Below are 24,679 nucleotides of genomic sequence, written 5' to 3'. Positions count from 1 at the left end.
CAGTTGCAAATAATCCTGGTTTGCGCCGGATGATTGCAGGTCGGTACGGATGATTGCAGGTTCAGTTGCAAATAATCTCGGTTTGTACGCCCGTCAGTTGCAGTTAATTCCGGTAGAAAATTGCGCTAATTGCTGGTTTACGGGTTTTTGATTGCAGGTTGTTACAGCTAGTCCGACAGCCACTTTAATAAACCCTATGGCGACAGGAACTCTATGACTGAAGTAACCGGATTACCGATCAACAAAATCGCCATATTCAGAGCGCTGAAATTAGGCGACTTTCTGTTGTTTACGCCGGCATTGAAAGCCATTCGACGCGCTTTTCCACAAGCGGTTATCGACTATATCGGCCTGCCCTGGAATAAAGCGCTGGCAAAACGCTACCCTCATTACATCGATCATTTTATTGAATTCCCGGGCTTTCCGGGATTGCCGGAACGCGCATTCAAACCCGAAGCCGTCGCTGCCTTTTTAACCGCCATGCAGCGGGAAAACTACGATCTGGCCCTGCAAATGCACGGCAAAGGCACAGTATCAAATATCATAGTTACCCTTTTTGGAGCCGGAACAACGGCCGGGTTTGCGGGCGAGGACACCTACCGCCCTAATCATGATTTCTACCTGCCGTATCCGGATCGTCAGTCCGAGCTGTTAAAAAACCTGGATTTACTGACATTTCTCGGAATATCTCCACTGGATACTGCCATGGAATTTCCCTTATTCGATTCCGATTATCAAGCATTACAGGCATTGAAAGACTGCCGGTCTCTCATTGATCAGCCTTATATTTGTTTACATCCCGGGGCTATTTCTGCAGCGCCGTGGCCGGCCGAATATTTCGGCGCCGTGGCGGACAGTTGCATAGAGCAAGGCTTAATGGTGATTTTGACCGGCACGGCCCGGGAAAAGCCGCTGACGCAGGCCGTCACGCGCCATATGGCGGGCACAGCAATTGATTTCGCCGGAAAAACCGACCTTGGTTCGCTGGCCGCGCTGATAAAAGGCAGTGAAGCGGTCATTTCAAATGACACGGGCGTCGCCCACTTAGCGGTAGCGCTCAACGCGCCGAGTGTAACCGTCTATACGACCACTGATCCCCTGCTCTGGGGCCCGCTCGATCAGGTTCGGCATCGGATTGTGGCAGGGGATGCCGTCAAAACACCCGAGGCCGCTATTCGGGCGGTCCGGGCAATACTGGCAAACGAAAGGAGTAATTGATCATGCAAAAGAAGCTTCGGGTTCTTACCTGGCATATTCACGGAAATTATCTTTATTACCTCACGCAGGCGCCGTTTGAATTTTATTTACCGAAAGGCGAAGGCGAAGGTTATGGCGGGCGCACGCCCGGCTTTGACTGGGGCGGTAATGTGCATGACGTTCCCGTCGATCAAGTAAAGGTTCTTGATTTTGATGTGATTTTGTTTCAGCACCGTAAAAATTACGAGCTTGACCAGTACGAGATACTATCCGAGGCTCAGCGCCGGCTACCCAAACTTTATCTTGAACATGACCCGCCGCAGGAACATCCGACCAACACCCGGCACTGGGTGGAAGACCCGTTAATGCGGGTGGTGCATGTCACTCATTTTAACCGCCTCATGTGGGATAACGGCCCGACGCCCACAGTCGTCATTGATCACGGCGTGATAGTGCCCGATCATGTGACCTATAGCGGCGAGCTGCCGAAAGGCATTGTGGTAGTCAATAATATGCACAAGCGGGGCCGGCGCTTGGGCCTGGATATTTTCGAGCAAATCCGCGAACAGATCCCGCTGGATCTGGTCGGGATGGGCTCAACCGAACTGGGCGGTCTGGGCGAAATCGCTCATGACGGCTTGCCGGCTTTTGTAGCGAAGTACCGTTTCTTTTTTAATCCTATTCGCTATACCAGCCTGGGTCTGTCGGTCTGTGAAGCGATGATGACGGGGCTGCCGGTAGTAGGCCTCGCCGCCGCCGAACTGGTGACGGTTGTTGAAAACGGCAAGACCGGCTATGTTGAAACCGATATCGATAAGCTTATTGAGCATATGCGCTATTTAATCGATTATCCGGAGCATGCCCGGGAGCTCGGCGAAAACGCCAGGCGCTACGCCAGTCAGCGCTTTAATATAGGGCGATTTGCCAATGACTGGCAACGGATCGTCTGTGATTTTGTCGAAAGCGCCCGCTAGATTTTGGCGGCGGACAATAATTCCAGCGCCGGCTCAAGCACTTCGGCGACGGGTATATTTTCAACAAACGAGTACGGATGGTCACAATCGGGCCTCACGGGCTGAAATGGCCACGGCGAAACAGGTTTAATGCGGCATTGCGGGCATTCAAGTCGCCAGCTGATGGCAAGGCGATGACGGCTTCGGCTCAGCGGACCCCAGTTAAGCACATTCGGCGCCCAGAAAATCCCTACGGTAGACGCCCCAACCGCTCGCGCCAGATGCAGCGGTCCCGTGTCATTGCTGATGACCAGCGCACTGTTCTGCAACAGGGCTGCCAGACCGCCAAGTTCCAATGACGTACAGAGAATGGCGGCGCCGTTCATGGCTCGCATAACGTTGGTAACGATTTCCGTTTCTTTTGGCATGCCCGTCAGGACAATTTCATATCCCTTTTTTATCAGACTGTCCGCTACCCCGGCAAATTTGCTTGCCGGCCATAAGCGCCTGATGTCATCGGCGCCCGCATGAATGACTACATAAGGTCTGCCTTTAATGACTGCTCTAACGGGAGCGGCCTCTTGCTCATCTGATTGGGTCACCTCGACTTGCGGTTCAAGTTTGCTGGTATAAGCTCCAATTAAAGCGGCAATCTCCAGATTGCGCAGCACCTCATTTTGATAATGAACATAAGGAATAAAGCGGTCAAGGGGTTCGGCTGGTGGATTGCGCATGCCTGCGGTCAAGCCGGCGCCGAGCTTATTAATAAAAGAATTAACCGTCCTGCCGTCACCTTGCATATGCAGAATAATATCAAACTTTTCCGTCTTCATGGCTGCGCAAAACAGCTCAACTTCGGCCGAATTGATCGGCTTGTTGAGGCCGGCGCTCAGTGCGGGAACGCTAATCACCCTGTCAATTACTGAAGGTCGCGCGGCTAGAAACTTCTTTACCCAGGGTTTGGCCAGCAGGACTAATTCGGCGTGCGGGTAGGTTTCTTTTATCGCCGCCAATGCCGGCAAGGTGACGATAAAATCCCCGAGCGCCTTGGCGTGGAGCACAGCAATTTTAAGAGGTTCGCTGGATAGATAAGCTGTCGTCATAAGAGATTAAAATAATTCCTTAGGGCTCTGGGCTCCGGGATAAAAAACCCGCATTTTTAAATAGTTTTTGCTTGATCATACTCCTGGAAGCCTGGCTTCAGAACTGTGAGGATGGCATTGATTACCTGCTGCCAACTTACCACTCGGGCCCTTGCCGCTCCCTATACCGGCAGATGGGGTTTCAGGCAACGCCACGCGCCATCGCTCAGATTACTTGGCTAACGCTTCTTCCGATTTTTTGATTCATGGGTGCCTGATAGCAAAATTCCGCCAGTTTAAATCGGAAAAACGAAATTTCCAAACAGCTTCTAAGACAGTGATCTTGACAGCGCTTGCTGTGCTAAAGACAATTGGATTCAGCCCTTAAAACAAGTTAAAAAGGATGAGCAAGTTAACTTCAGCAATACAGTGAAGCATAAGTTATGGTTACAATAGTACGGGTGCCTGTAGTAAAAGTTTTATTCGGGCTTAGCGCCTAGTCAAATTTTCAAAATACCATGCCTTTGTGTTTTAGTAGGGTCAGTAATAGTTGGATGAAAAGACTGCGAGATCGAAACTTTGACAATCTCATCGATAAATTCGAACAGCAAATCTATGACACTTTCAAAGGCGGCTGGCGGCTTAAACTGCTCAAGGAAGATCTGGATAGGTTTTACCAGGCTTCCGAGCCTTTGGCGATATGGGATGCCGGCTGCGGCTTTGGCCACATCAGCCTCTGGCTTGCCGGTCAAGGCCATCGCCTGACGCTTTGCGATGTGTCGGAAAAAATGCTGGCGCGAGCCAGGCAACAATTTTCTGAAGCCGGATGGGCTGCCCAGTTTCACCATGAAGCCGTGCAAACGCTTGCCCCCAAACTCCCTCAATTTGATCTGGTGTTGTTTCATGCGGTTCTGGAATGGCTGGCCGATCCTGTGGCTGGCTTGCAAATCGTGGCGGAGCGAGTCAGGCCCGGCGGTCATTTATCGCTCTTGTTTTATAACCGCAACGCCATGGTTTATACCAACGCTTTAAAGGGGGAATGGCGCTGGAAAAATCTGCTGGATGATGCCTATCTTGGCAAAGGCAAAAGGCTGACGCCGCCGAATCCCCAGTTTCCCCATGAAGTGATGGCGCATCTTCAAAACTGGGGCTTTACTGTTACCACTCACACCGGTATTCGCGTGTTTCATGACTATCTTTCCAAAGATACTTTAGAACGCAGCAAAGAGGAGGAATTATTGGAGTTGGAATACCGCTACTGCCGAATGCCGACCTATCGGGATATGGGACGTTATATCCATCTTATCGCGCAGCGCCAGGCCTCCGGTTCAATCTAAAGCAAGTCTTCCCGGGTAAGCGACTTGTTTATGCCGAATGCGGCCCGTGCGCCCTCGGCCGCTGCAATAATGGCGAATATCACATCGCCCGTGTTATTGCCGGCCGCATAGAGCCCGGGAATGTTGGTGGCCTCATAGTCATATTGATGGGTATTCACAGCGCGTTCATTCCTGAACTCGCAGCCCAGCTTTATAGCTAAATCGGATCGTTGATACGAAGGCGTATCAAAAAAAAGGGCCTCGCGCTCAATGTGCCTTCCATTGGACAGAACTACTGCCTTGAGCATTCCCTTCTCGCCTGCGAGCTGCTCAATGTTTTCTTCGTAAAGCTCAATAGAATTCCTTTTAAGCTGCTGTTTATTTTCCTCAGTCAACCCGGAATCCCCGTCCGTGAAAAGAATTAAATTTTTCGACCAGGCCGTCAAGGCCCGGGACATTTCCATAGCGCGCTCGCCCTTGCCATAAATTGCCAGCGGCTTGCCGGCGACATCCCAGGCATCACAATACGGGCATAAAAACACACTTTTTCCATACAGTTCATCGAAGCCTTGAATGGCGGGGATTTCGTCTATCAAGCCGGTTGCCAATAGCAGCCGGCGTGAAATGACGGGATCGCGACCGCTGACAGCCGTTTCAAACCCGCTTTGGCTGCTTTGGACATTCATGACTTTGGCGACCAGGAATTCGACTGAATCATATCGCTTAAGCTCTTCGCGAGCGCTGCGCAACAGTTCATGAGGAGGCGTGTAATCGCGGGTAAGAAAGCCTTTAAGCGCCTCTGCTCTGGAGTTGCGCGGCTGACCTTCATCGCAGATCAGCACTTTTCTCAAGCAGCGCCCCAACACTAGAGCGGCGCTAAGACCTGCAGGGCCGCCGCCGACTATAACCACGTCATAGCGAGGTTTTTGAGACTCGTTGGAATAGTCTGAATCCGGAGATGGGCAGGCATCACTCATAGATCACCTCAGACAGCGTTTCAGAAACCGTAGGCAATATAATGATTTCGGTGAGTTGAGAAGGAGGAAGCACATACTACCGCGTGCTCTGATTTATTATAAGCTCTGCGCCATGAGATACATCAAATTTAATTGACTTTTTTCTTATTCCAGTCAACTATCGATACTAAAGTACAGGTATCGACCGCCCGCCTTTCGAATCATTCGGCGGGAGCTTTAACAATAACTCATCAGCCTGTTGAATGAATTGCTGAGTAAACAGTCTTATTTTAATTTTGAATGAAGCTGAAGCCAATGCCTGGCTTTACATCTCAGGCTGAATAAGCATCTCATGTCTTTAACATCCTTTCATCCCGTCGTCACCCAGTGGTTCAACAGCCATTTCTCCTCGCCTTCTGACGTCCAGCGCCAGGCGTGGCCTGCTATTTGCGCGGGCGAATCCACTTTAATTGCTGCCCCTACAGGTTCAGGGAAAACCCTGGCCGCATTTCTTGCAGCTATTGACCAATTGGTGCAGGAAGGACTGGAGTCGCCGCTGCCGGATGAAACCCGGATTCTTTATATATCGCCGCTCAAGGCCTTATCGAACGATATTCATAAAAATCTCGAACTGCCGCTGAACGGTATTCGCTTGGCCTTACTGGAAAACGGTTTGCCGGATGTGGCAATTCGCGCTCAAACCCGCACCGGCGATACCTCGGCGGCCGAGCGCGCGGCCATGAAGCGCTGCCCGCCGCATATTCTCGTTACTACGCCGGAATCCTTTTATATTCTGCTCACCTCCGATTCAGGCCGCGAAATGCTCGGTTCGGTGCGCAGCGTCATTATCGATGAGATCCATGCCCTGGCCGGCAACAAGCGCGGCGCCCACCTTTCCCTATCGCTGGAGCGGCTGTCGCAACTGACGGCAATGCCGCCGGTGCGCATCGGTTTATCAGCGACGCAAAAGCCGATCGAATTAATAGCCCACTACCTGATCGGAACTTCCCTAACCCCCTGCACCATTATTGATACCGGTCATAAACGCCAGCGTGATTTGCAGATCGAGATGACCGGCTCGCCGTTGGAAGCCGTTATGGCGGCTGAAGTCTGGGGTGAAATTTACAATCGCCTGGAGCAATTGATCGAGCAGCACCGCACGACCCTGATTTTTGTCAATACCCGCAGGCACGCAGAACGGGCGGCTGCCGCTCTTGCCGAACGATTAGGCGAAGAATTTGTCACCGCACATCACGGCAGTCTTGCCAGGGAACACCGGCTGGCGGCCGAGCAGCGTTTAAAGCAGGGCACGCTGAAAGCCCTGGTGGCCACCGCTTCACTCGAACTCGGCATTGATATCGGCGATGTGGACCTGGTTTGCCAGCTGGGTTCGCCGCATGCCATTTCTACTTTTCTGCAGCGGGCCGGACGTTCCGGCCATAGCCTCGGAGCTATCCCCAAAGGCCGTCTGTTTCCGCTGTCGCGCGATGATCTGGTGGAATGCACGGCCATATTGGCCGCCATTCAGCAAGATGAACTGGACCATATTTCGGTCCCTGACCATCCGCTGGATGTCCTCGCACAGCAAATTGTGGCTGAAATTGCTTGCCGGGAATGGCGCGAAGAGGCGTTGTATCAAGCCTATTCTGCGGCTTGGCCTTACCGGGAACTGAAATATGAGCAGTTCATGGATGTGGTTAAAATGCTCAGTGACGGTTTTCACATGCGGCGCGGCCGGCGCAGCGCCTATCTGCATCGGGATGCCGTTCACGGCATATTGCGGGCGCGCAAGGGCGCACGTCTGACCGCTATTGTTAACGGCGGCGCCATTCCTGACCAGTTTGATTACGACGTCATTTTGCAGCCGGAAGGCATTTTCGTCGGCACCTTGAATGAAGACTTCGCTTTTGAAAGTCTGCCGGGCGATATATTCCAGCTCGGCAACAGTTCCTATCGCGTGCTTAAAGTCGAGCAGGGCCGGGTGTATGTGGAAGACGCCCACGGCCAGCCGCCTAATATTCCGTTCTGGTTCGGGGAAGCGCCCGGCCGCAGCGATGAACTGTCCATTGCCGTATCCAATTTACGCACGGCCCTGGATGAAAAACTCGAAGAAGGGCAGGATGAGGCATACCGTTATGTGACAGCGGAATTACAGCTTCCTCATGCCGCCGCGGAACAACTGGTGCAATATCTGGCTGCGGCAAAAGCCGCTTTAACGGTATTGCCTACCCGACAGCATATTGTGTTCGAACGCTTCTTTGATGAAACCGGCGATATGCATTTTGTCATTCATTCAACTTTCGGCTCCAGGATTAACCGGGCCTGGGGTCTTGCGCTTCGAAAACGATTCTGCCGCCGCTTCAATTTTGAACTCCAGGCTGCCGCTGCTGAAGACACCATCGTGCTGTCGCTAGGCCCAACCCACAGCTTTCCGCTGGAAGAACCTGCCCGGTACCTAAATGCCGCTACTGTCAAGGACATCCTGATCCAGGCGCTGCTGGCGGCGCCGATGTTTCCCACACGCTGGCGCTGGATCGCCAATACGGCGCTGGCCGTGCCGCACAATCGCGCCGGCAAGAAAGTCCCTGCGTATTTTCAACGCAATGATGCTGAAGACTTGATGGCCCTGATTTTCCCCGACCAGCTCGCCTGTCAGGAAAATATTGCCGGAAACCGGGAGGTTCCCGATCATCCTTTGGTTAACCAGACGCTGTCCGATTGTCTGCACGAGATAATGGACATCACCGGCCTGGAACGTCTGCTGACCGGCATTGAACAAAAATCTATCGAAATTATCTGCCGCGATTTGACCAGTCCTTCGCCGCTGGCCATGGAAATACTGAACGCCCGGCCTTATGCCTTTCTGGATGATGTGCCCGCTGAGGAACGCCGCACTCTGGCGGTACAGCAGCGCCGCTTCATGGATCCGCAAAGCGCCGGCGAAATCGGCCGTTTGAATCCGGAGGCCATTGAAAAGGTGCGCCATGAAGCCTGGCCGGAAGCGCACACGCCCGATGAACTTCACGATGCGCTGGTGGTTCTGGGCTTTCTGACTGAAGCGGAAGGCAGGCGCGGCCCGCTGTCGAATGCTCAGGACAATCCCGGTCAAGGCTGGGCCGGTTTTATTGAAAGTCTTAAACAGAACAAACGCGCGACGGTCATGACTCTTGCCAATAACTCGCGCTTATGGGTTGCGGCAGAACGCTTGGAGGTTATGCAAATGCTGTTTCCGGCTGCCGGAATTCAGCCGCTCATTGAGCCGATTGCAGCTAATGAAGCCAGCGACAGGGAGAGCGCTTTGCGGGAAATCATCCGCAGCCGCTTGGAAGGTTTGGGGCCGGTTACAGCCGCGCAACTGGCAGAGCCCCTGGCGCTAGATGCTGCCTCTATCGATCGGGCATTAAACGCCTTGCAACAGGAAGGCTTCGCAATTCAGGGACGCTTTACGCCTGAAGCCAATTCCAATAGCATCGAATGGTGCGAGCGCGGCTTGCTGGCGCGCATTCATCGCTATACGCTCAAACAGCTGCGCAGTGAAATTGAACCCGTAGCGTCGGCCGATTTCATGCGCTTTTTGTTCCGCTGGCACGGCTTGCATGAGCCTGGCGAAGGCGAAGCTGCCCTGCAACAACGTTTACTGCAACTGGAAGGTCTTTGTCTTCCGGCCGTAAGCTGGGAGGCCAATATTCTGCCGGCCAGAATCCGTTATTATTTATCTTCCGATCTTGATAAATTATGCAGCTCCGGCAAGATTACCTGGCTGCGTTTGCAGCCCGCTGCCGGCAGCACCTTGCCCAAACGTAAAAATCCTGCCGGTAAAACGACTGCGATCAGCTTTATTACCCGTCCTCATCTTCATCACTGGCGCGCTTATGCGCCGCCTCCAAGCCCTGAAGCACTGGCTTTGTCGGGTAATGCCCAAAAAGCTTATGCTATGCTCAAGGAATGGGGCGCCAGTTTCTTCGAAGAACTGCGGGTGGAAACCGGTTTGCTGAAATCGCAACTGGAAGAAGCGCTGGCCGAACTGGTTGCCTGGGGACTGATTACGGCGGACAGTTTTCAGGGCTTGCGCACCCTGATTACGCCGCAGAAAATCCAGCAACGCCATAGAAAACGCTACCCATCCTATGATCCTTTCGCCGCTTCCGGCCGTTGGGTCTTAGTCCGTTCAAGCCAAGCCATCGAGACTGACCGCTACCGGAACTGCGAATATATTGCCCAAGTCCTGCTGCGCCGTTACGGTATTGTGTTTCGCAAACTTCTGGAACAGGAAGATATTGTGCCATCTTGGCGGGAGCTCTTATATGTCTTCCGGCGCATGGAGGCGCGGGGCGAATTACGGGGCGGGCGTTTTGTGCAGGGCTTCGCCGGAGAGCAGTATGCGCTGCCTGAGGCAGTCAGCTCCCTGCGGGAAATTCGCAAACAGCCTAAAAAAGGCGATGTCATTACTATCAGTGCTGCCGACCCGTTAAATTTAACCGGCATTATCACGCCCGGCCAACGCATAGCGGCGCTGGCTAAACAGCGCGTTTTATACCGCGACGGCATTCCGCTTTCAATCAGCATCCAAAATAAAACCAGTTTTCTTAAAGGTATCGAGTCACAGAAAGAATGCCTATAATTGTCGGATAAAAATCAATGCCGGTTCTGAATAAGGCTTTACAATCCCGGTCTTTAATAAGCTGTTATAATTTTTAATTTCACGAGATTGTGGGGCGGCTTTTATAACCGGTGCAGAGTATTTTTGCATTAACAGTTATCTTGTCAATCAAGCTGCTTCATGAAAAATTTAACGCTAATCAACATTTTTGCCATTGTTATCCGGCCCTGGCAGGAATACCTGGAACTGAAACATCGATAATGAAAACGCTGGTAACGGGGGCAAACGGCTTTTTAGGATCAGCGATCATGCGGCGCCTGCTTGAAGCGGGCCATGAAGTGCGGGTACTGGTTAGGGCGCAAAGCGACAGACGCAATTTAAATAATTTCCCGGTGGAAATTTGTGAAGGCGATTTGCGCGATATCTCCTCAATAAAACGCGCAGTCAGGGGCTGCGATAACCTGTTTCATGCGGCCGCCGATTACCGGCTGTGGATTCCCGATCCCGATAGCATGTACGCCATCAATGTCATTGGCACGCAATCACTGATACTGGCTGCGGCGGAAGCGGGATTAAAACGTATCGTCTATACCAGCAGCGTGGCCACGCTGGGGTTTAATCCGGACGGCAGCCCGGCCGATGAAACCACACCCTCTTCGCTGCCCTCGATGACCGGGCATTATAAGCGCTCAAAATTTCTCGCCGAACAAGCTGTCCAGCAACTTACAGATCAGCATAAATTGTCTCTGGTGATTGTCAATCCGTCTACGCCTATCGGACCGTGTGATATTAGGCCGACTCCGACCGGCCGTATTGTCCTGGATACCCTGCATGGCCGCATGCCGGCTTATGTCGATACCGGGCTTAACATCGTCCATGCGGACGATGTCGCTAAGGGACATCTGTTGGCATTTGAACAGGGCAAAGCCGGAGAACGCTATATCCTTGGCGGCGAAAACATGAGTCTGCTGCAAATTCTGGAAATTATAGACGGAATTACCGGCAAAAAATTAAAGCGACTACGCTTGTCTCATAACCTGATTTTGCCTGCCGCCTGGCTGATGGAAAAGACCGCCGCTTTTACCGGTGTGGAACCCCGGGCAACAATCGACGGCGTGCGTATGGCAAAAAAACAGATGTTTTTTTCCAGCGCAAAAGCCATGCGCGAACTGAATTACCGCTATCGTCCGGCTCGGGATGCCATTAAGGATGCCATTCTCTGGTTTTGTGAAAACGGCTACTATAAATAAGCACTCCATCTAAAATGCAGCACGCTGCAAGACTTGTCAATAACCATGTCAGGGCTGACTGAAGTTTTATGATGGAGCTGCCACGGTGTCAGTTAAAGTTGAAAGCATTCTTCGAATACTTTAATGTGAAACGTAAATCGACTGTTTGACTTTGCGGTTAACCTGAAAACAGTGCGATCATCGCGCATAAACGTTAGATAACCATTGCTGGTATGACATACAAAACTCAACTTGATAATGTAATCTACGATTTCAAGACCTTGCGCAATCTGATGGCGAAAGCCTCCCCTGCCCGTTCGGGTGATTATCTGGCCGGCCTCGGCGCGCTAACAAATCTGGAGCGCGTGGCAGCGCAATGGCTGCTGGCCGATATTCCCCTGAAACAATTTCTTAATGAAGCGCTGATTCCTTATGAACAGGATGAAGTTACCCGGTTAATTATCGATGAGCATGATAACGCGGCATTCGCGCCTATCGCTCACCTCACAGTAGGCGATTTCCGTAACTGGCTGCTGTCTGAACAGGCGACAACTGAGGCGTTAACTGCTGTAGCTCCGGGGGTGACGCCGGAGATGGCGGCGGCCGTCTCGAAAATCATGCGCATTCAGGATTTGATTCTGGCCGCGAAAAAATGCCGGGTGATCACCCGGTTTCGCAATACGCTCGGGCTGGAGAAGCGGCTTTCAACCCGTCTGCAGCCGAATCATCCGACTGACGATCCGGCCGGGGTTGCGGCCAGCCTGCTTGACGGCTTACTGTATGGCAGCGGCGATGCGGTTATCGGCATTAACCCCGCTTCGGATAATCTTGAATCTACAAGGGCTTTGATTCAGATGCTGCACGATATTATCGAGCGTTACCAGATACCGACGCAATCCTGCGTACTGGCTCATGTGACGACGACATTGAAAGCCATTGAACAGGGCGCCCCTGTTGACCTGGTCTTTCAATCGATTGCCGGCACCGAGAAGGCCAACGCCAGCTTCGGCATTAACCTGAACCTTCTTCAGGAAGCCCGCCAGGCCGCGCTGGAACTAAACCGCGGCAGCATCGGCAATAACTGCATGTATTTTGAAACCGGGCAAGGCAGCGCCTTATCGGCCAATGCTCACGGCGGCATGGATCAGCAAACCTGTGAAGCCAGAGCTTACGCAGTTGCGCGTAAATTCAAGCCGTTGCTGGTCAATACAGTGGTCGGTTTTATCGGCCCCGAATATCTTTATGACGGCAAACAAATCATCCGCGCCGGGCTTGAAGATCATTTCTGCGGTAAATTGCTGGGTTTGCCCATGGGCTGCGACATTTGCTATACCAATCATGCCGAAGCCGATCAGGATGATATGGATATGCTGCTGACTCAATTTGCGGTCGCCGGCGGTAATTTTATTATGGGCGTCCCGGGAGCTGATGATGTCATGCTCAATTATCAGTCCACGTCATTTCATGACGCACTCTATATACGGCAGCTGCTGGGTCTTCGGGCTGCGCCTGAGTTCGAGCAGTGGCTGCAAAAACACAGGATTTTTGATGAAGCAAACCATTTATTGCCATGCAGCGAAGTTCCCGATTTATTCAAACCGGCTTTACAAAAACTCGGCTAGAGTTCGGCCATGACTACAGATAACTCCCCTCTTACCGCGGAAGATCCCTGGCATAGTCTGAAACAGTTCACGTCGGCCCGTATCGCCCTGGGACATGCGGGATCAAGTTTGCCGACCAAAGCGAACCTGGACTTCCAGTTAGCTCATGCTTTGGCTAAGGATGCGGCCAATATTCCGCTGGATTTCGGCAAGCTGGAGCAAGTATTAAACGTCCAAGGCTATAAGACGCTTTCCCTGCAAACCCAGGCAGAGACTCATCAAATCTATTTGCAGCGGCCCGATAAAGGCCGCTTATTAAACCCGGCTTCTATTGAAAGCCTGCAACGCACAGTTCAACAAATCAAAGCGCCGGATATTGCCATAATTGTTGCAGACGGATTGTCTTCCAATGCAATTGAAAATCATGCCGTACCTGTTTTGAGCTTATTGATCCCGCGACTGTGCAGCAAGGGCTACTTAGTGCCGCCAATCTCTCTGGTAAAATACGGCCGCGTAGCAATTGGCGATCATATTTCCGAGCTTTTTTCAGCCAGAATGTGTGTTGTTCTAATTGGGGAGCGGCCAGGACTCAGTTCGCCCGACAGTATGGGAATTTATTTTACTTATCAGGCAAAAGTCGGCAGTACAGATGCTGACCGGAATTGCATTTCCAACATTCATAAAAATGGACTCAGCTATGAACAGGCAGTGGAAAAACTTATATTTCTCATAACCGAGGCTGACCGCTTGCACTTTTCCGGCGTCCGCCTGAAGGACGAAACAGCCAATATTTCTCTTGAACATACGAAAAAACCTGCTAACTTTTTACTGGATTAATTTGAGATAGCAGGCCAGCCAGATTTATATCATTTTGATGAGAAATTTAGACGATATTTTTAAGGCGCTCTCAAAGTCTGCTTTTCGCAGCAAATTTCATCTGAAAGGCAAGGATTTGGATTATTTGCGCAGTAAAAGTCTGCCCGTAATTCTTGTTCATGCCCAGGATTTTATAGCCGAACGGTTGGCCCCAGCCGTGCTTGAAAATGATGGCAAACAAACTCCGTTTCGCGGCCATCCCGTTTTTGTTGCCCAGCATGCTACCGCCTGCTGCTGCCGCGGTTGTCTGCAAAAATGGCATTACATAGCCAAAGGCCGCGCGCTTACTCCGGCTGAGGAAGCCTACATAGTCGCAGTGCTTGAGCGATGGCTTCTTGAGGAAACGAAAAAATTGCCTTAACAATTGTTTATTTATATTGCTTGCGCCAGCTCAAATTTATTTTTTTCAAGGGCGCTTCTGTGGTTTTTTGTTAACAATCTGATTGCTCAGGTCTTTGCCTGAGCCAAGCGGTCTCATTAATTATTGTTAAGCTGATTGCAATTACTGTATATTGATAAACAACCTTGACAACAACATAACTGTTGTTTTAAAGCACTCCCTCTATAGCGATATTGACAAGGGTTCTTTAACTCTATAAAAAAAGAGATTTCAAATACTTGCCTGCGTTGGCAGGTAACTGTTGTTGTTAGCGCCAGCGGTGGCAGTTTATCATGTCAATTGATCGAGCCCTGGAGCAGGGTTTTAAGCCCTCTACTATTCTAAGTTAACAACTACCAGTTGAAGCTGGCTGTATAGTTTGTGGCTGCTGCAATACGAGTTATCCATTAAGATATTGCCAAAGCAATAGCCTTGCGAAGCAATAGAGGAGGAAGATTTGAAATCACGTTTTCCAATAAGCTCCTTCAAAAGGATTTGTCCCCTAATAACCAATTTTTTGAGGAGCAAGCGGACTATCAATTTACAGAAAGGATGTAGCTATTCGCCAATGACAGGGCCCATCCGTTTTTCACCTGGAGCAGATAGCCTGTGACTCAGATAATTTCAGCCGTTATCGTTAATTACAACGCCGGCGCTTTGCTGCATGAATGTATTGAATCATTATTGAAGTGTCCGTTAAGGATTGAAATTATCGTTGTTGATAATGCTTCTTCCGATGGCAGTCTCGCCGCTCTTGTCGATTTACCCCAAGTAAAAATAATTCGAAATATCATGAATACAGGCTTCTCGGCAGGCTGCAATCGCGGATTGGCGTCTGCTCATGCAGATTACTTACTGTTTGTGAATCCTGATTGCCGGGTAGATACTCATGCTATTGATGAACTGTTACAGGCACTGAAGTCAGATGAATCAGTGGGCATGGTCGGCGGTTTGCTCATGAACCCGGACGGTTCCGAGCAGGGCGGAGGCCGCAGGGCCATCCCCACGCCCTGGCGCTCGTTTGTTCGGGCCTTTGAATTAAGCCGCCTTGCCAATCGCTGGCCGCGCCTGTTTTTTGATTTTTATCTGCACAAGCAGCCCTTGCCTCGGCAGCCTGTTGAGGTAGAAGCCATTTCCGGGGCCTGCATGCTGGCTAAACGCAGGGCGATAGAGGATGTAGGCTTATGGGATGAAGGTTATTTTCTTCATTGCGAAGATTTGGATTGGTGCATGCGCTTTCGAAAAAAAGACTGGAAAATTTTATTTGTCCCTTCTGCCCGCATTATGCATGCATTAGGAGTCTGTAGCCGTGCCTCGCCCATTTTTGTGGAATGGCACAAACACAAAGGCATGATGAGATTTTACCGGAAATTTTTTCGCCATCAATATCCGGGTGTATTGATGGGCCTGGTGACGATCGGCGTATGGCTGCGGTTTGGCATTCTGGCATGGTATTTCAGTATCAAGCATGTGGGACGTATGTTAGGTGCTGAACGTGGATGAGAAAATAGTGGGGGTGCTGGGAGCAACCAGTATGGTCGGAGAATCGCTGCTGCCATTGTTGACGCAAGCAGGCCGGCAAGTGAGAGCCTATTCGCGTCAAGTAGTGAATAAATCTTGTGAGAATGTAGTATGGCGGCAGCTTCCCCCGGCTTCATCAGACTCTAAGCCAGGGTTGCCGATTTCATTGCTCGGCGGCAGCAAAACCGTAGCAAGCGCGGCCAGCGGATTTAGCATGGATGCTCCTGAAAATATAAAATATTGGCTTTGTGTCGCGCCCATATGGGTGTTGCCGGAATATCTGAATTTTCTCGAACACCATAATGCGCGCCGCATCGTAGTCTTGTCTTCCACCAGCCGGTTTACCAAAACCGACTCGCCCGATCCGGAGGAGCGAATAGCTGCGCATCGGCTTGCAGATGCTGAGGAACGAATACGCGTTTGGGCTGTAAGCTGTGGTGTAGAATGGGTCATTTTGCGACCGACATTAATCTATGGACGGGGCCGTGATAAAAATATTTCCGAAATGGCGCGCTTTATCTGCCGTTTTGGCTTTTTCCCGATATTCGGGCCAGCCCTTGGTCTGCGTCAGCCGGTGCATGTAGCCGATGTCGCGGCTGCCTGTATTTCCGCCCTGCAGACTCCCGGGGCGACCAACCGGGACTACAATATTTCTGGCGGAGAAACACTGACTTATAAGCAGATGGTTTGCCGGACATTTGCCGTGCTCGGCCGCCGTCCCCGGCTGGTAAAAGTGCCGATAGGCGTGTTCCGCTTTGCGCTGGCCTGTTTGCGCATGCTGCCTCGCTACCAGAAGTGGTCTGTAGCAATGGCGGAGCGAATGAACAAAGACCTGGTTTTTAATCATGAGGAGGCAACGCGGGACCTCGGCTTTAAACCAAGGCCGCTTGTACTCACGGCTGCGGATGTACCAAGCCGCTAAACCAGGTGGTTGCAGCTATTATTTCTCCTTAGATCAGGCCGTCCCTTTAATTAATTGTAAAATACTCGAAACTGATACTTGTGACAGAAGCCTCGGTGATACGGCCGAGCTTTACTGCCCATTATCATAACCATCGATCCGCTAATAATTGAACTCCAGTTAATACTCGACAACACTATCCCGTCTTTTGTCAAATATAAATGGCGATGCAGATTTTTCGAAGATTCTTTTTTTATCTGCTCTTCATACTTTCAGCTCTGGTTATTGGCGGTACAGGTACAGGCTTGCTGATCTTGCGTAATTCAATGCCGCGGCTGGATGGCAATGCTGTACTTAATCATCTGTCTGCGCCAGTCACGATCTCCTCCGGCCAACACGGCATTCCGGTGATCACCGCTAATAACCGTGCTGACGCTCTGCGCGCACTAGGCTATGTTTCAGCACGCGACCGGCTGTTCCAGATGGATCTGATGCGCCGCAAAAATGCCGGCCGACTGGCAGAGCTATTCGGCCAGGCGGCCGTTAAAAGTGATATTCGGGCTAGAACCTGTGGCTTTTATAAAGTCGCAAAGGCGGTCATGGAAAAACTTCCGCCAGAGCATAAGCGCTACCTTGAGGCTTACGCAGAAGGAGTCAATGGTTATATTGACGCGGCCCCTGCCTTGGCTTTTGAATTTACCGTCCTAGATTATCAACCCGAGCCGTGGAAGCCTGAAGACACGGTTCTGGTGATAGTGGGCATGTTCGATACGCTCACTGCGGCGGCGGAACAGGAAGAGCGCATGTTGAGCGTAATGGAGAAAAGCTTGCCGAAAGAGATTGTGGCTTTTCTGACGCCTGATACGGACCGGTTTACCGACCGTCTGCTTGGCTCTGCCGAATCCCGGCGTCCGGCCCAACCCATTCCGGCAGCAGCACTTGAAACAGTGCTTGCAACCCATCCGTCCTCTGTAGAAAAACCGGTAGAAACAGTGCAGCTTCGGGATTTCGCCACGGGTTCCAATGCCTGGGCGGTCAGCGGGACAAAAACCCCGGATGGACGTGCTATTCTGGCCAATGATATGCATCTTGGCATTTCTGTGCCTAATATCTGGTATCGCAGTGAGATAAATTATGGCGCTGCCCATACAGCCGGGGTGATATTGCCGGGTACGCCCTTAATGGTTGCCGGCAGCAATAATCATATTGCCTGGGGCAGTACGAATCTGTCCGGTGATTTTCTGGATCTGGTAAGCCTTGAACTGAACCCTGAAAAGCCTGATGAATACAAGGTGGCGGGCAACTGGCAGCGGTTTGAACAAACAACTGAAACTATTTCTGTAAAAGATGCCAAAACGCAGCAAATTGAAGTCAGAGGGACCGTTTGGGGTCCGGTTGCGGCAGAGCTTTTGTTGGATAAGCCCGTCGCCGTCCATTGGACGGCGCTGGATGGTGTAGTCGTCACGATGGAACTGCTTGAGCTGGAGCAAACTGAAACATTGCAGCAAGCCATCCGGATGGTCAATCATACGGCCGGGCCGCCATTGAATTTTTTATTGGCAGATAAGAACGGGCAAATTGCCTGGACGTTTATGGGCAGGATACCCAGACGCTTCGGCAATGACGGCTCGGTCAGCCGTTCCTGGGCGGACGGGACAATTGGCTGGAATGGTTATGTCGAGGCGCAAAATTTGCCGCGCGTCGTTAATCCCGTGAGCGGAATGCTGGTATCAGCCAATGACCGGCGTCTGGGCAGGCAGTTCCCGTATGTTATCGGGCGCCAGTTCGCCAACGGCTACCGCGCTTACCGCATTACCCAGCGGCTTGGGGAGATGAAAGACCTTAATGAAAACTCACTGTTCGAGCTGCAACTGGATACTAAAAACGAATTCCATGCGTTTTATCAGCAACTGGCGTTAACCGTCCTGTCGCCGGCGATTATCGAGCAGCAGCCGGAATTGCGCGAGCTGCGCGGATATTTATTAGCCTGGAACGGCAGAGCCGATACAGACAGCAAGGGCTTTGCTTTACTGGTAGAATTTCGCAAGCACTTGGCGGAAGCTGTATTTTCACCTTTTTTAACAGCGTGTCGTAAACTCGATAAAAACTTCAGCTATTCCTGGACTTATATTGATACGCCGCTGCAGGCCATGCTGACAGCAAAACCGCCGCGCTTGCTGCCGGACCCGATTCATTATAAAAATTGGAATGCTTTTATTCTGGGCCAATTAAGACAAAGCGCCAGGCAATTGCAAGCCAAATACCCCAACATGAAATTATCCGATTTAACCTGGGGGAAGGTGAATAAGGCGCATTTCGCTCATCCTTTTTCCAGAGCCGTGCCGTTGCTCGGACTGTTGCTGGATATGCCGGAAGATCAATTGGCAGGCTGCAGCAGCTGTATACGGGTAGCCGGCCCGAAATTTGGCGCCACTGAACGTCTGGTAGTCTCGCCCGCGCATCTTGACCAGGGTATCTTGCACATGCCTGGCGGCCAGTCCGCCCATCCTTTGTCGCCTTACTACCGCGATCAGCACTATTATTGGGTGCACGGTTTGCCCATCGACCTGCTAGCTGGAAAATCTGCGCATAGTTTAACCTTAAAACCCGGAAGCAATTAAAGCCGCTTTTACAGGATTATTCTTTTTGAATAGTCCTTTTTTAAGCCTGTGCAAATACAGGAACTGCGGCTCAGGATTTTATATGGCTGACCACATAGCGAAATTTTCCGGATTGCTCTTTTGGTATTTCGGCAAGATAGTCAATATCAACTTTTACCCCTTTTCCCAAGCGTTTTTTAAATACATCCTGTATTAACATCTCCGATGTTTCCTGACAGTAATCCGTATTGCGAACAATCTGAATCCGGGTTTCCCCAAGAGTATGCTGAATAATTTTGAATGACTCAATACCCGGCAAATCCCTCAGCACATAAATCAACGCCAAGCCATGCAGAACGGTTCCATCCTGGGCGACGATAAAATCGGTGGTTCTGCCCTGAATTTCTTTTAACAGCGGCAGCCCTCTGCCGCAGCTGCATTGTGCGTCAGACATAACACCCACATCGCCGGTGCAATACCGGATAAACGGGAAATCGCGGGTTGCCAGATGAGTAATGACAATCTCTCCCTGTTCATCATGGGGCAATACCTGGCCCTCCTTATCGATAATTTCCACGATAATGTCTTCTGCCGTGATGTGCATGCCGCCGGCCGGACATTGATGGGCGATAAAACCTGCATCCCGGCCGCCATAGCCATTGGCCACAGGACAGCCGAAAACCGTTTCAATTTTTTCCTTTTGATAATCATAGAGCCTTTCGGAAGTTACAAAAGCGACTTTAATGCCCAGATTATTTAACAGCGTTCCGTTTTTTTCTGCATGGGCTGCAATATGTGAAAGTGCTGACGGATATCCGAACAGCATTTTGGGACGAATTGTCTGTATTTGCCGGATAAAACCATCCACTTTTTGTGCGGACATTTCAAAGGCCGGGATCAGATGAGTCCGTAAAAATTTATCGCGGATTAACTTTATTTTATCCTGCGTCCCCAACTCTATCGGCGAGCCCCAAATGACTATTTCAGGATCGCCGATATCCACGTCCCACCAGCGGGTCGCCCGCCATTTTGCAGCGACATCATGGCTGACGCGTTTCGTGCCGATATAGAAAATCAAGGGCTCTCCGCTGGACCCGCCGGTATTAAACCGGGACAGGCCGACAGCATTATCGGCCTTGAATTGATCCGCATAGTGGCGTATTTGCGGCTTGTCTGTTAAAGGCAGCTTTCTTAAATCATCCAATGAACTGATCTGATTGGGCTTGAAGTCTAGTTGTGAAAATAATTGCCGGTAATAGGGAACATGTTGTTCAGCATCGGTGAGAAACGCTTTAAGTCTTTGCAACTGCAATCCTTCCAATTCCTCGCGAGATAGCCATTGGCTGTGTTCCATTTCCTTGCGGATACGAACACTATCATGTTTTTTCAGGCGTTCGTGCAATGGAAAAATGACATATGATATGAGCTGGGTATAAATATTCACTTCTTCACCATTTTGTTCCTGGACGCTTCGTACAACCCCAGCCATAGGGCTCTAATCTCTGTCCAGGCATATTGCTGTACATCTTGTAAGCCATTATTGACAAGTTCTTGATATAGCTCAGGCTCATTAAGTAATCTGTTGATTTGTTTTGCCATTAATTCAGGATTGTTTGCTTCCGCAAATAAAGCCGTGTTGTTATTTTTTACTATATAAGGTATGCCTCCTACATCCGTTGTCACCACTGCAACGCCGCTCGCCAGAGCTTCAAGTATAGAATTGGGCATGTTATCCACAGTCGTTGGATTGAGCATAATATTTGCATTTTGATATAACTTCGCCATCTCTTCAGGCGTCAGCCTTCCGGTAAAAATTATATTATTTTCCAGCTTCTCTTTGGTTACGAGGTATTGTAACTTCTCTTTTTGAGGCCCACTTCCCGCTATTGACAGTTTAATGCCGGGTACTATTGGTCTTAACAGCGCTACTGCTTTTATGGCTGTTGATATACCGTATATAGCTTCCAGATTACGCGTTATTATCAGATGAGGCTGAAGGGGATCAATCAGGCCGATCTTATCTTTTGGGATAAAGCGTTCCAGATTAATAATATTGGGTATAATTTGGGAATCGATGCCAAAATCTGAGAAAATTTTTTTTAAATAGCCGGAGGGCACGGCCACAGCAGTTGCTTTTTTTATCGAAGGTCTAACCCATTTTATGGATTTTTTAAAGTAATCCTCTGCTTCCCCTCCCCGATAATTAATTATCACAGGTGTGCCCCTAAACCATCCTGTCCATAGCACGGGAGCTGCAAACAATTGCCAGGACCATCCCGAATTTGCCAAGACATGAATAACATCCACTTTTCCGGCAAGCTTCCAAACCTTCGCAAGATATGGAATAAGCCGCCATAGCGCTCTTGCGCCTTTGATATTTTCTATTATTTTATAGCCGTAAGGCGCATTGGTCTGCACCAGACTTACCTGGATATCTTCCTTTGCCAATAGCTGAACCAGCTGATTCAGTTGATTAGCCATACCACCTGAGGGCGGAGGCAGCGGCCCGACTAAGCCTACGTGCAAAGCCTTTTTTTTATGGGTCATCAACTCGGCGCGCAATTTAAATAAAGATTTTGAAAAAATCCGGGACGGGCATTAAAGCAAGAAAGATTTTCTGTTTATTAGATAATTGCCTTTGCCTGACATCTGCCAATACCATAATAAATAATCCCTTGTCTTTTAAGCAGTTCCGGTTGATACAAATTCCTCCCATCAAAAATTACCGGATCTTTTAAAGTACTTTTAATCAAATCAAAGTCAGGGCTCCAGAAGTTTTTCCATTCGGTTACCACGATCAAGGCATTAGCGCCTTCCAATGCATCTTCCGCAGTTTCTACCAAGGTCAATCCGGATTTGTTTCCATAAATTCTTTTTGCTTCATCCATTGCTTCGGGGTCGAATGCCTTAATTGCCGCACCGGCATCAATCAACGCCTCCAGTATGACCCGGCTGGGGGCTTCTCTCATATCATCCGTTTTGGGCTTAAATGCCAGTCCCCAAAGGGCAAAGGTCTTTCCCTGCAAACCGCCATCAGCTTGGTAATGCTGAACCACTTTATTAAATAACACCTGTTTTTGCCGGTCATTGACATTTTCAACGGCACTCAGTAATTCCGCCTTATAACCGACTTGCCTTGCAGTTCGCTCCAATGCCTTGACATCCTTGGGAAAACAGGAGCCGCCATAGCCGCAGCCCGGATAGATAAATGAATAGCCTATGCGTGAATCAGAGCCTATGCCGTTTCTGACGTGTTCAATATCGGCGCCCAGCAGTTCGGCCAGATTGGCCAGTTCATTCATAAAACTGATTTTTGTGGCCAACATCGCATTAGCTGCATACTTGGTTAATTCAGCTGAACGAACGTCCATGGTGATGACGCGTTCATGACTACGATTAAACGGGGCATAAAGGGCTTTTAACAATTCGGCTGTTCTTGGATTATCGGTGCCCACGATAATCCTGTCCGGTTTCATAAAGTCTGTAATCGCCGCGCCTTCCTTTAAAAACTCGGGATTGGAAACCACATCAAATTCAATATCCACGCCGCGTTCTGTCTGTACCTGCAGCATGACTTCCCTTACTTTATCAGCTGTACCGACGGGTACGGTCGATTTATCCACAACTATACGGTAACTTGTCATATTTTCAGCAATCGATTTAGCCACGGCTAAAACATATTGCAAATCAGCCGCGCCATCCTCATCAGGAGGCGTGCCCACCGCTATAAACTGAAAAATGCCGTGACTAACGGCTTCCGGTATGTTGGTTGTGAATTTTATCCGTCCGGCTTGCTGATTTTCGCTGACCAGCGCTTCCAGTCCCGGCTCATAAATTGGAATAACGCCTTTTTTCAGGTTGTCGATTTTTTTTTGATCAACGTCGACACAAACCACTTCATTACCAACCTCTGCCAGACAAACACCCGTAACTAACCCCACATAGCCTGAACCAAATACAGTTACTTTCATTTTTTCATCCTAAAGTCTAATAATTGCTTGATTTAAAAGTTGTTTATGAATTACATCTAAATAAATCGGGAATATATCTGTTTATAGTTACTTACACTGTTAGTCCAGTTTCTTTCCTGCTCTACAAATAAACGCCCTGCCATTCGCAACTTTTCCCACTGCCGAGGCTGGTTTAACAAATCCAGGACAGTGGCGGCCAAAGCATTTGCATTATTTGCCTTAAATAAATAGCCATTGCTTTGATGAGTAATCAATTCCTTATGTCCGCCCACAGCCGAGGCAATTACCAGCCTGCCTTGAGCCATGGCTTCCAAAGGCTTTAGAGGCGTTACCAATTCAGTCAGGCGCATGGGCAGCCGGGGATATACGAAAATATCGACCTGGTTATAGTAATCCTGTACTTGATCATGAGGTACGCGCCCGGTAAAAATGACCTGCTTTTCTAATCCCAATTCATTGGTTTTTTGTTTGATCAATGCTTCTTGCGGACCGCCGCCGACGAGCAGCAATCTGGTTTCGGGCTGCTTTTCCAATATTGTGGGCAATGCCTCCAGTAATAACGGCAGACCTTCGTAGGCATAAAAAGAGCCGATAAAACCGAGTACAATTTTGTTCTGCAAGCCCAATTGTGTCCGTAAATTCTGATCAGGCTCTACGCCATACGTAAATCGGTCTATATCAACCGCATTCGGGATGACGGTGATTTTTTCTGCTGCAATCCCGCGCCTGGCAATATCAGAGCGCAAGCCTTCGCATATGGTTGTTATCGCATCGGCTTGTTTGAATACATAAGTTTCCAGGGCTTTTGTTAGATGGTAACGCAAACTGCCTTCACGGGTTGTCCCGTGATCGACAGCAGCATCTTCCCAAAAGGCGCGGCATTCATAAACCAAAGGAATTTTGTATTTCCTGGCCGCTTTCAGTGCAGCCAGGCCATTTAATGCCGGAGAATGGGCATGAAGAATATCCGGCTTTATTTCCGGAATAATTTCGTCAAGGCGTTGAGCAAGCGAATGCACAATGGAGAATTGGTTAAAAACCGGTATTATTGCACTGGGCCATTTCGCCGCACTGGAACGATAGAACGTAAAGCCATTTATCGTTTCTACGGCTGCATTCGCGCCGATGTGTTTGCTAGAAGTCACATGAAAGGTTTCCCAGCCTAATTTTCTTTGTTGTTCAAGAATCGCTTTTGTTCGAAAAGAATAACCACTGTGCAGAGGTATCGAGTGATCAAGAATATGAAGAATTTTCATCCGCAGGAAAGGGTGACTTTTAAAGTTTGCAAGATTGTGAAATTATAGCGTGACTGAAGTAATTAATGTCGATCTTTTCCAAGGATGCCTTACCCTCTATTAATTTATGGCTATGTAATACGAATCTTATGAAATCTCCGGAGTCCAAGTTGAATAGGGTTGAGTTTCCGGAGAAATGCTATGTCTCACGTCGCCTTAAAGGTATCGGATCGACTCACTGTGGAAGAACTGGATAGTGCCG

The 24,679-nt window shown here is 49.8% G+C and carries 17 protein-coding genes; 11 read left to right on the top strand and 6 right to left on the bottom strand.

Going from position 1 to position 24,679, the window contains the following annotated elements:
- Positions 1–213 precede the first annotated feature (213 nt).
- Positions 214–1,218 carry a glycosyltransferase family 9 protein gene (locus HUX64_RS15150; RefSeq protein WP_174627056.1) on the top strand — a complete coding sequence of 335 codons (1,005 nt, stop codon included), beginning with the start codon at positions 214–216 and terminating at the stop codon, positions 1,216–1,218.
- Positions 1,219–1,220: 2 nt separating this feature from the next.
- Positions 1,221–2,171, top strand: a complete 951-nt coding sequence (locus tag HUX64_RS15145) for a glycosyltransferase family 4 protein (protein ID WP_174627055.1) — start codon at positions 1,221–1,223, stop codon at positions 2,169–2,171.
- Here HUX64_RS15145 and HUX64_RS15140 read toward each other — a convergent pair.
- A complete protein-coding gene (locus HUX64_RS15140; RefSeq protein ID WP_174627054.1) occupies positions 2,168–3,253 on the bottom strand; it encodes a glycosyltransferase family 9 protein in 1,086 nt (361 codons plus the stop codon). The two genes, HUX64_RS15145 and HUX64_RS15140, sit on opposite strands and share 4 nt — an antisense overlap.
- A gap of 533 nt (positions 3,254–3,786) precedes the next feature.
- Between HUX64_RS15140 and HUX64_RS15135 the strand changes: the two genes are divergently transcribed.
- Entirely contained in the window at positions 3,787–4,569 is a 783-nt protein-coding gene (locus HUX64_RS15135) for a methyltransferase (protein ID WP_174627053.1), read from the top strand.
- Here the strand turns inward: HUX64_RS15135 and HUX64_RS15130 are convergent.
- Entirely contained in the window at positions 4,566–5,525 is a 960-nt protein-coding gene (locus tag HUX64_RS15130; protein ID WP_174627052.1) for an NAD(P)/FAD-dependent oxidoreductase, read from the bottom strand. The genes HUX64_RS15135 and HUX64_RS15130 overlap by 4 nt on opposite strands.
- Positions 5,526–5,856: 331 nt before the next feature.
- On the opposite strand from HUX64_RS15130, the gene HUX64_RS15125 reads away from it, so the two are divergent.
- From HUX64_RS15125 to HUX64_RS15090, 8 genes are all read left to right on the top strand, one after another.
- The gene (locus tag HUX64_RS15125; RefSeq protein WP_174627051.1) at positions 5,857–10,125 is read left to right on the top strand and encodes a DEAD/DEAH box helicase; all 4,269 of its coding nucleotides are present in this window, start codon (positions 5,857–5,859) and stop codon (positions 10,123–10,125) included.
- A 239-nt stretch (positions 10,126–10,364) separates the two neighbouring features.
- Positions 10,365–11,354 carry a hopanoid-associated sugar epimerase gene (hpnA, locus tag HUX64_RS15120; RefSeq protein WP_174627050.1) on the top strand — a complete coding sequence of 330 codons (990 nt, stop codon included), beginning with the start codon at positions 10,365–10,367 and terminating at the stop codon, positions 11,352–11,354.
- A 212-nt stretch (positions 11,355–11,566) separates the two neighbouring features.
- Positions 11,567–12,955 carry an ethanolamine ammonia-lyase subunit EutB gene (locus tag HUX64_RS15115; protein ID WP_174627049.1) on the top strand — a complete coding sequence of 463 codons (1,389 nt, stop codon included), beginning with the start codon at positions 11,567–11,569 and terminating at the stop codon, positions 12,953–12,955.
- Positions 12,956–12,964: 9 nt separating this feature from the next.
- A complete protein-coding gene (gene eutC / locus HUX64_RS15110) occupies positions 12,965–13,771 on the top strand; it encodes an ethanolamine ammonia-lyase subunit EutC (protein ID WP_174627048.1) in 807 nt (268 codons plus the stop codon).
- A 37-nt stretch (positions 13,772–13,808) separates the two neighbouring features.
- A complete protein-coding gene (locus HUX64_RS15105; protein WP_174627047.1) occupies positions 13,809–14,171 on the top strand; it encodes a DUF4186 domain-containing protein in 363 nt (120 codons plus the stop codon).
- A 627-nt stretch (positions 14,172–14,798) separates the two neighbouring features.
- Positions 14,799–15,692 (top strand): glycosyltransferase family 2 protein, encoded by an 894-nt coding sequence (locus HUX64_RS15100; protein ID WP_174627046.1) that lies wholly within the window; start codon positions 14,799–14,801, stop codon positions 15,690–15,692.
- A complete protein-coding gene (locus tag HUX64_RS15095) occupies positions 15,685–16,632 on the top strand; it encodes an NAD-dependent epimerase/dehydratase family protein (RefSeq protein WP_174627045.1) in 948 nt (315 codons plus the stop codon). The genes HUX64_RS15100 and HUX64_RS15095 overlap by 8 nt, the downstream gene beginning before the upstream one ends.
- Positions 16,633–16,832: 200 nt before the next feature.
- On the top strand, positions 16,833–19,232 hold the full coding sequence (locus tag HUX64_RS15090) for a penicillin acylase family protein (RefSeq protein WP_246247061.1): 2,400 nt from the start codon (positions 16,833–16,835) through the stop codon (positions 19,230–19,232).
- Between the two features lie 70 nt (positions 19,233–19,302).
- Here HUX64_RS15090 and HUX64_RS15085 read toward each other — a convergent pair whose 3' ends face one another.
- From HUX64_RS15085 to HUX64_RS15070, 4 genes are all read right to left on the bottom strand, one after another.
- Positions 19,303–20,700: a phenylacetate--CoA ligase family protein gene (locus HUX64_RS15085; protein WP_174627044.1), complete on the bottom strand. Its 1,398-nt coding sequence runs from the start codon at positions 20,698–20,700 to the stop codon at positions 19,303–19,305.
- Positions 20,652–21,692, bottom strand: coding sequence for a glycosyltransferase family 4 protein (locus HUX64_RS15080; RefSeq protein WP_246247060.1), 1,041 nt, complete (start codon positions 21,690–21,692; stop codon positions 20,652–20,654). The genes HUX64_RS15085 and HUX64_RS15080 overlap by 49 nt, the downstream gene beginning before the upstream one ends.
- 143 nt (positions 21,693–21,835) lie before the next feature.
- Complete coding sequence (locus HUX64_RS15075; protein WP_174627042.1) at positions 21,836–23,182, bottom strand: UDP-glucose dehydrogenase family protein; 1,347 nt, start codon at positions 23,180–23,182, stop codon at positions 21,836–21,838.
- Between the two features lie 56 nt (positions 23,183–23,238).
- Positions 23,239–24,438, bottom strand: coding sequence for a TIGR04063 family PEP-CTERM/XrtA system glycosyltransferase (locus HUX64_RS15070; protein WP_174627041.1), 1,200 nt, complete (start codon positions 24,436–24,438; stop codon positions 23,239–23,241).
- Positions 24,439–24,679 lie beyond the last annotated feature (241 nt).

The sequence above is a fragment of the Candidatus Methylobacter favarea genome (genome assembly GCF_902806695.1).
Classification (GTDB): domain Bacteria; phylum Pseudomonadota; class Gammaproteobacteria; order Methylococcales; family Methylomonadaceae; genus Methylobacter_B; species Methylobacter_B favarea.
Note: the sequence above shows the minus strand (reverse complement) of the source record. Positions and strands in the feature narration are given on the sequence as shown.

What these genes read in the sequence shown, in the direction of transcription:
- HUX64_RS15125 (WP_174627051.1), top strand. Translation starts at nt 5,857, where the DNA reads ATGTCTTTAACATCCTTTCATCCCGTCGTCACCCAGTGGTTCAACAGC.
- HUX64_RS15145 (WP_174627055.1), top strand. Translation starts at nt 1,221, where the DNA reads ATGCAAAAGAAGCTTCGGGTTCTTACCTGGCATATTCACGGAAATTAT.
- HUX64_RS15070 (WP_174627041.1), bottom strand. Translation starts at nt 24,438, where the DNA reads ATGAAAATTCTTCATATTCTTGATCACTCGATACCTCTGCACAGTGGT.
- HUX64_RS15140 (WP_174627054.1), bottom strand. Translation starts at nt 3,253, where the DNA reads ATGACGACAGCTTATCTATCCAGCGAACCTCTTAAAATTGCTGTGCTC.
- HUX64_RS15075 (WP_174627042.1), bottom strand. Translation starts at nt 23,182, where the DNA reads ATGAAAGTAACTGTATTTGGTTCAGGCTATGTGGGGTTAGTTACGGGT.
- HUX64_RS15135 (WP_174627053.1), top strand. Translation starts at nt 3,787, where the DNA reads ATGAAAAGACTGCGAGATCGAAACTTTGACAATCTCATCGATAAATTC.
- eutC (WP_174627048.1), top strand. Translation starts at nt 12,965, where the DNA reads ATGACTACAGATAACTCCCCTCTTACCGCGGAAGATCCCTGGCATAGT.
- HUX64_RS15105 (WP_174627047.1), top strand. Translation starts at nt 13,809, where the DNA reads ATGAGAAATTTAGACGATATTTTTAAGGCGCTCTCAAAGTCTGCTTTT.
- HUX64_RS15080 (WP_246247060.1), bottom strand. Translation starts at nt 21,692, where the DNA reads ATGGCTAATCAACTGAATCAGCTGGTTCAGCTATTGGCAAAGGAAGAT.
- HUX64_RS15130 (WP_174627052.1), bottom strand. Translation starts at nt 5,525, where the DNA reads ATGAGTGATGCCTGCCCATCTCCGGATTCAGACTATTCCAACGAGTCT.
- HUX64_RS15150 (WP_174627056.1), top strand. Translation starts at nt 214, where the DNA reads ATGACTGAAGTAACCGGATTACCGATCAACAAAATCGCCATATTCAGA.
- HUX64_RS15115 (WP_174627049.1), top strand. Translation starts at nt 11,567, where the DNA reads ATGACATACAAAACTCAACTTGATAATGTAATCTACGATTTCAAGACC.
- HUX64_RS15090 (WP_246247061.1), top strand. Translation starts at nt 16,833, where the DNA reads ATGGCGATGCAGATTTTTCGAAGATTCTTTTTTTATCTGCTCTTCATA.
- HUX64_RS15085 (WP_174627044.1), bottom strand. Translation starts at nt 20,700, where the DNA reads ATGGCTGGGGTTGTACGAAGCGTCCAGGAACAAAATGGTGAAGAAGTG.
- hpnA (WP_174627050.1), top strand. Translation starts at nt 10,365, where the DNA reads ATGAAAACGCTGGTAACGGGGGCAAACGGCTTTTTAGGATCAGCGATC.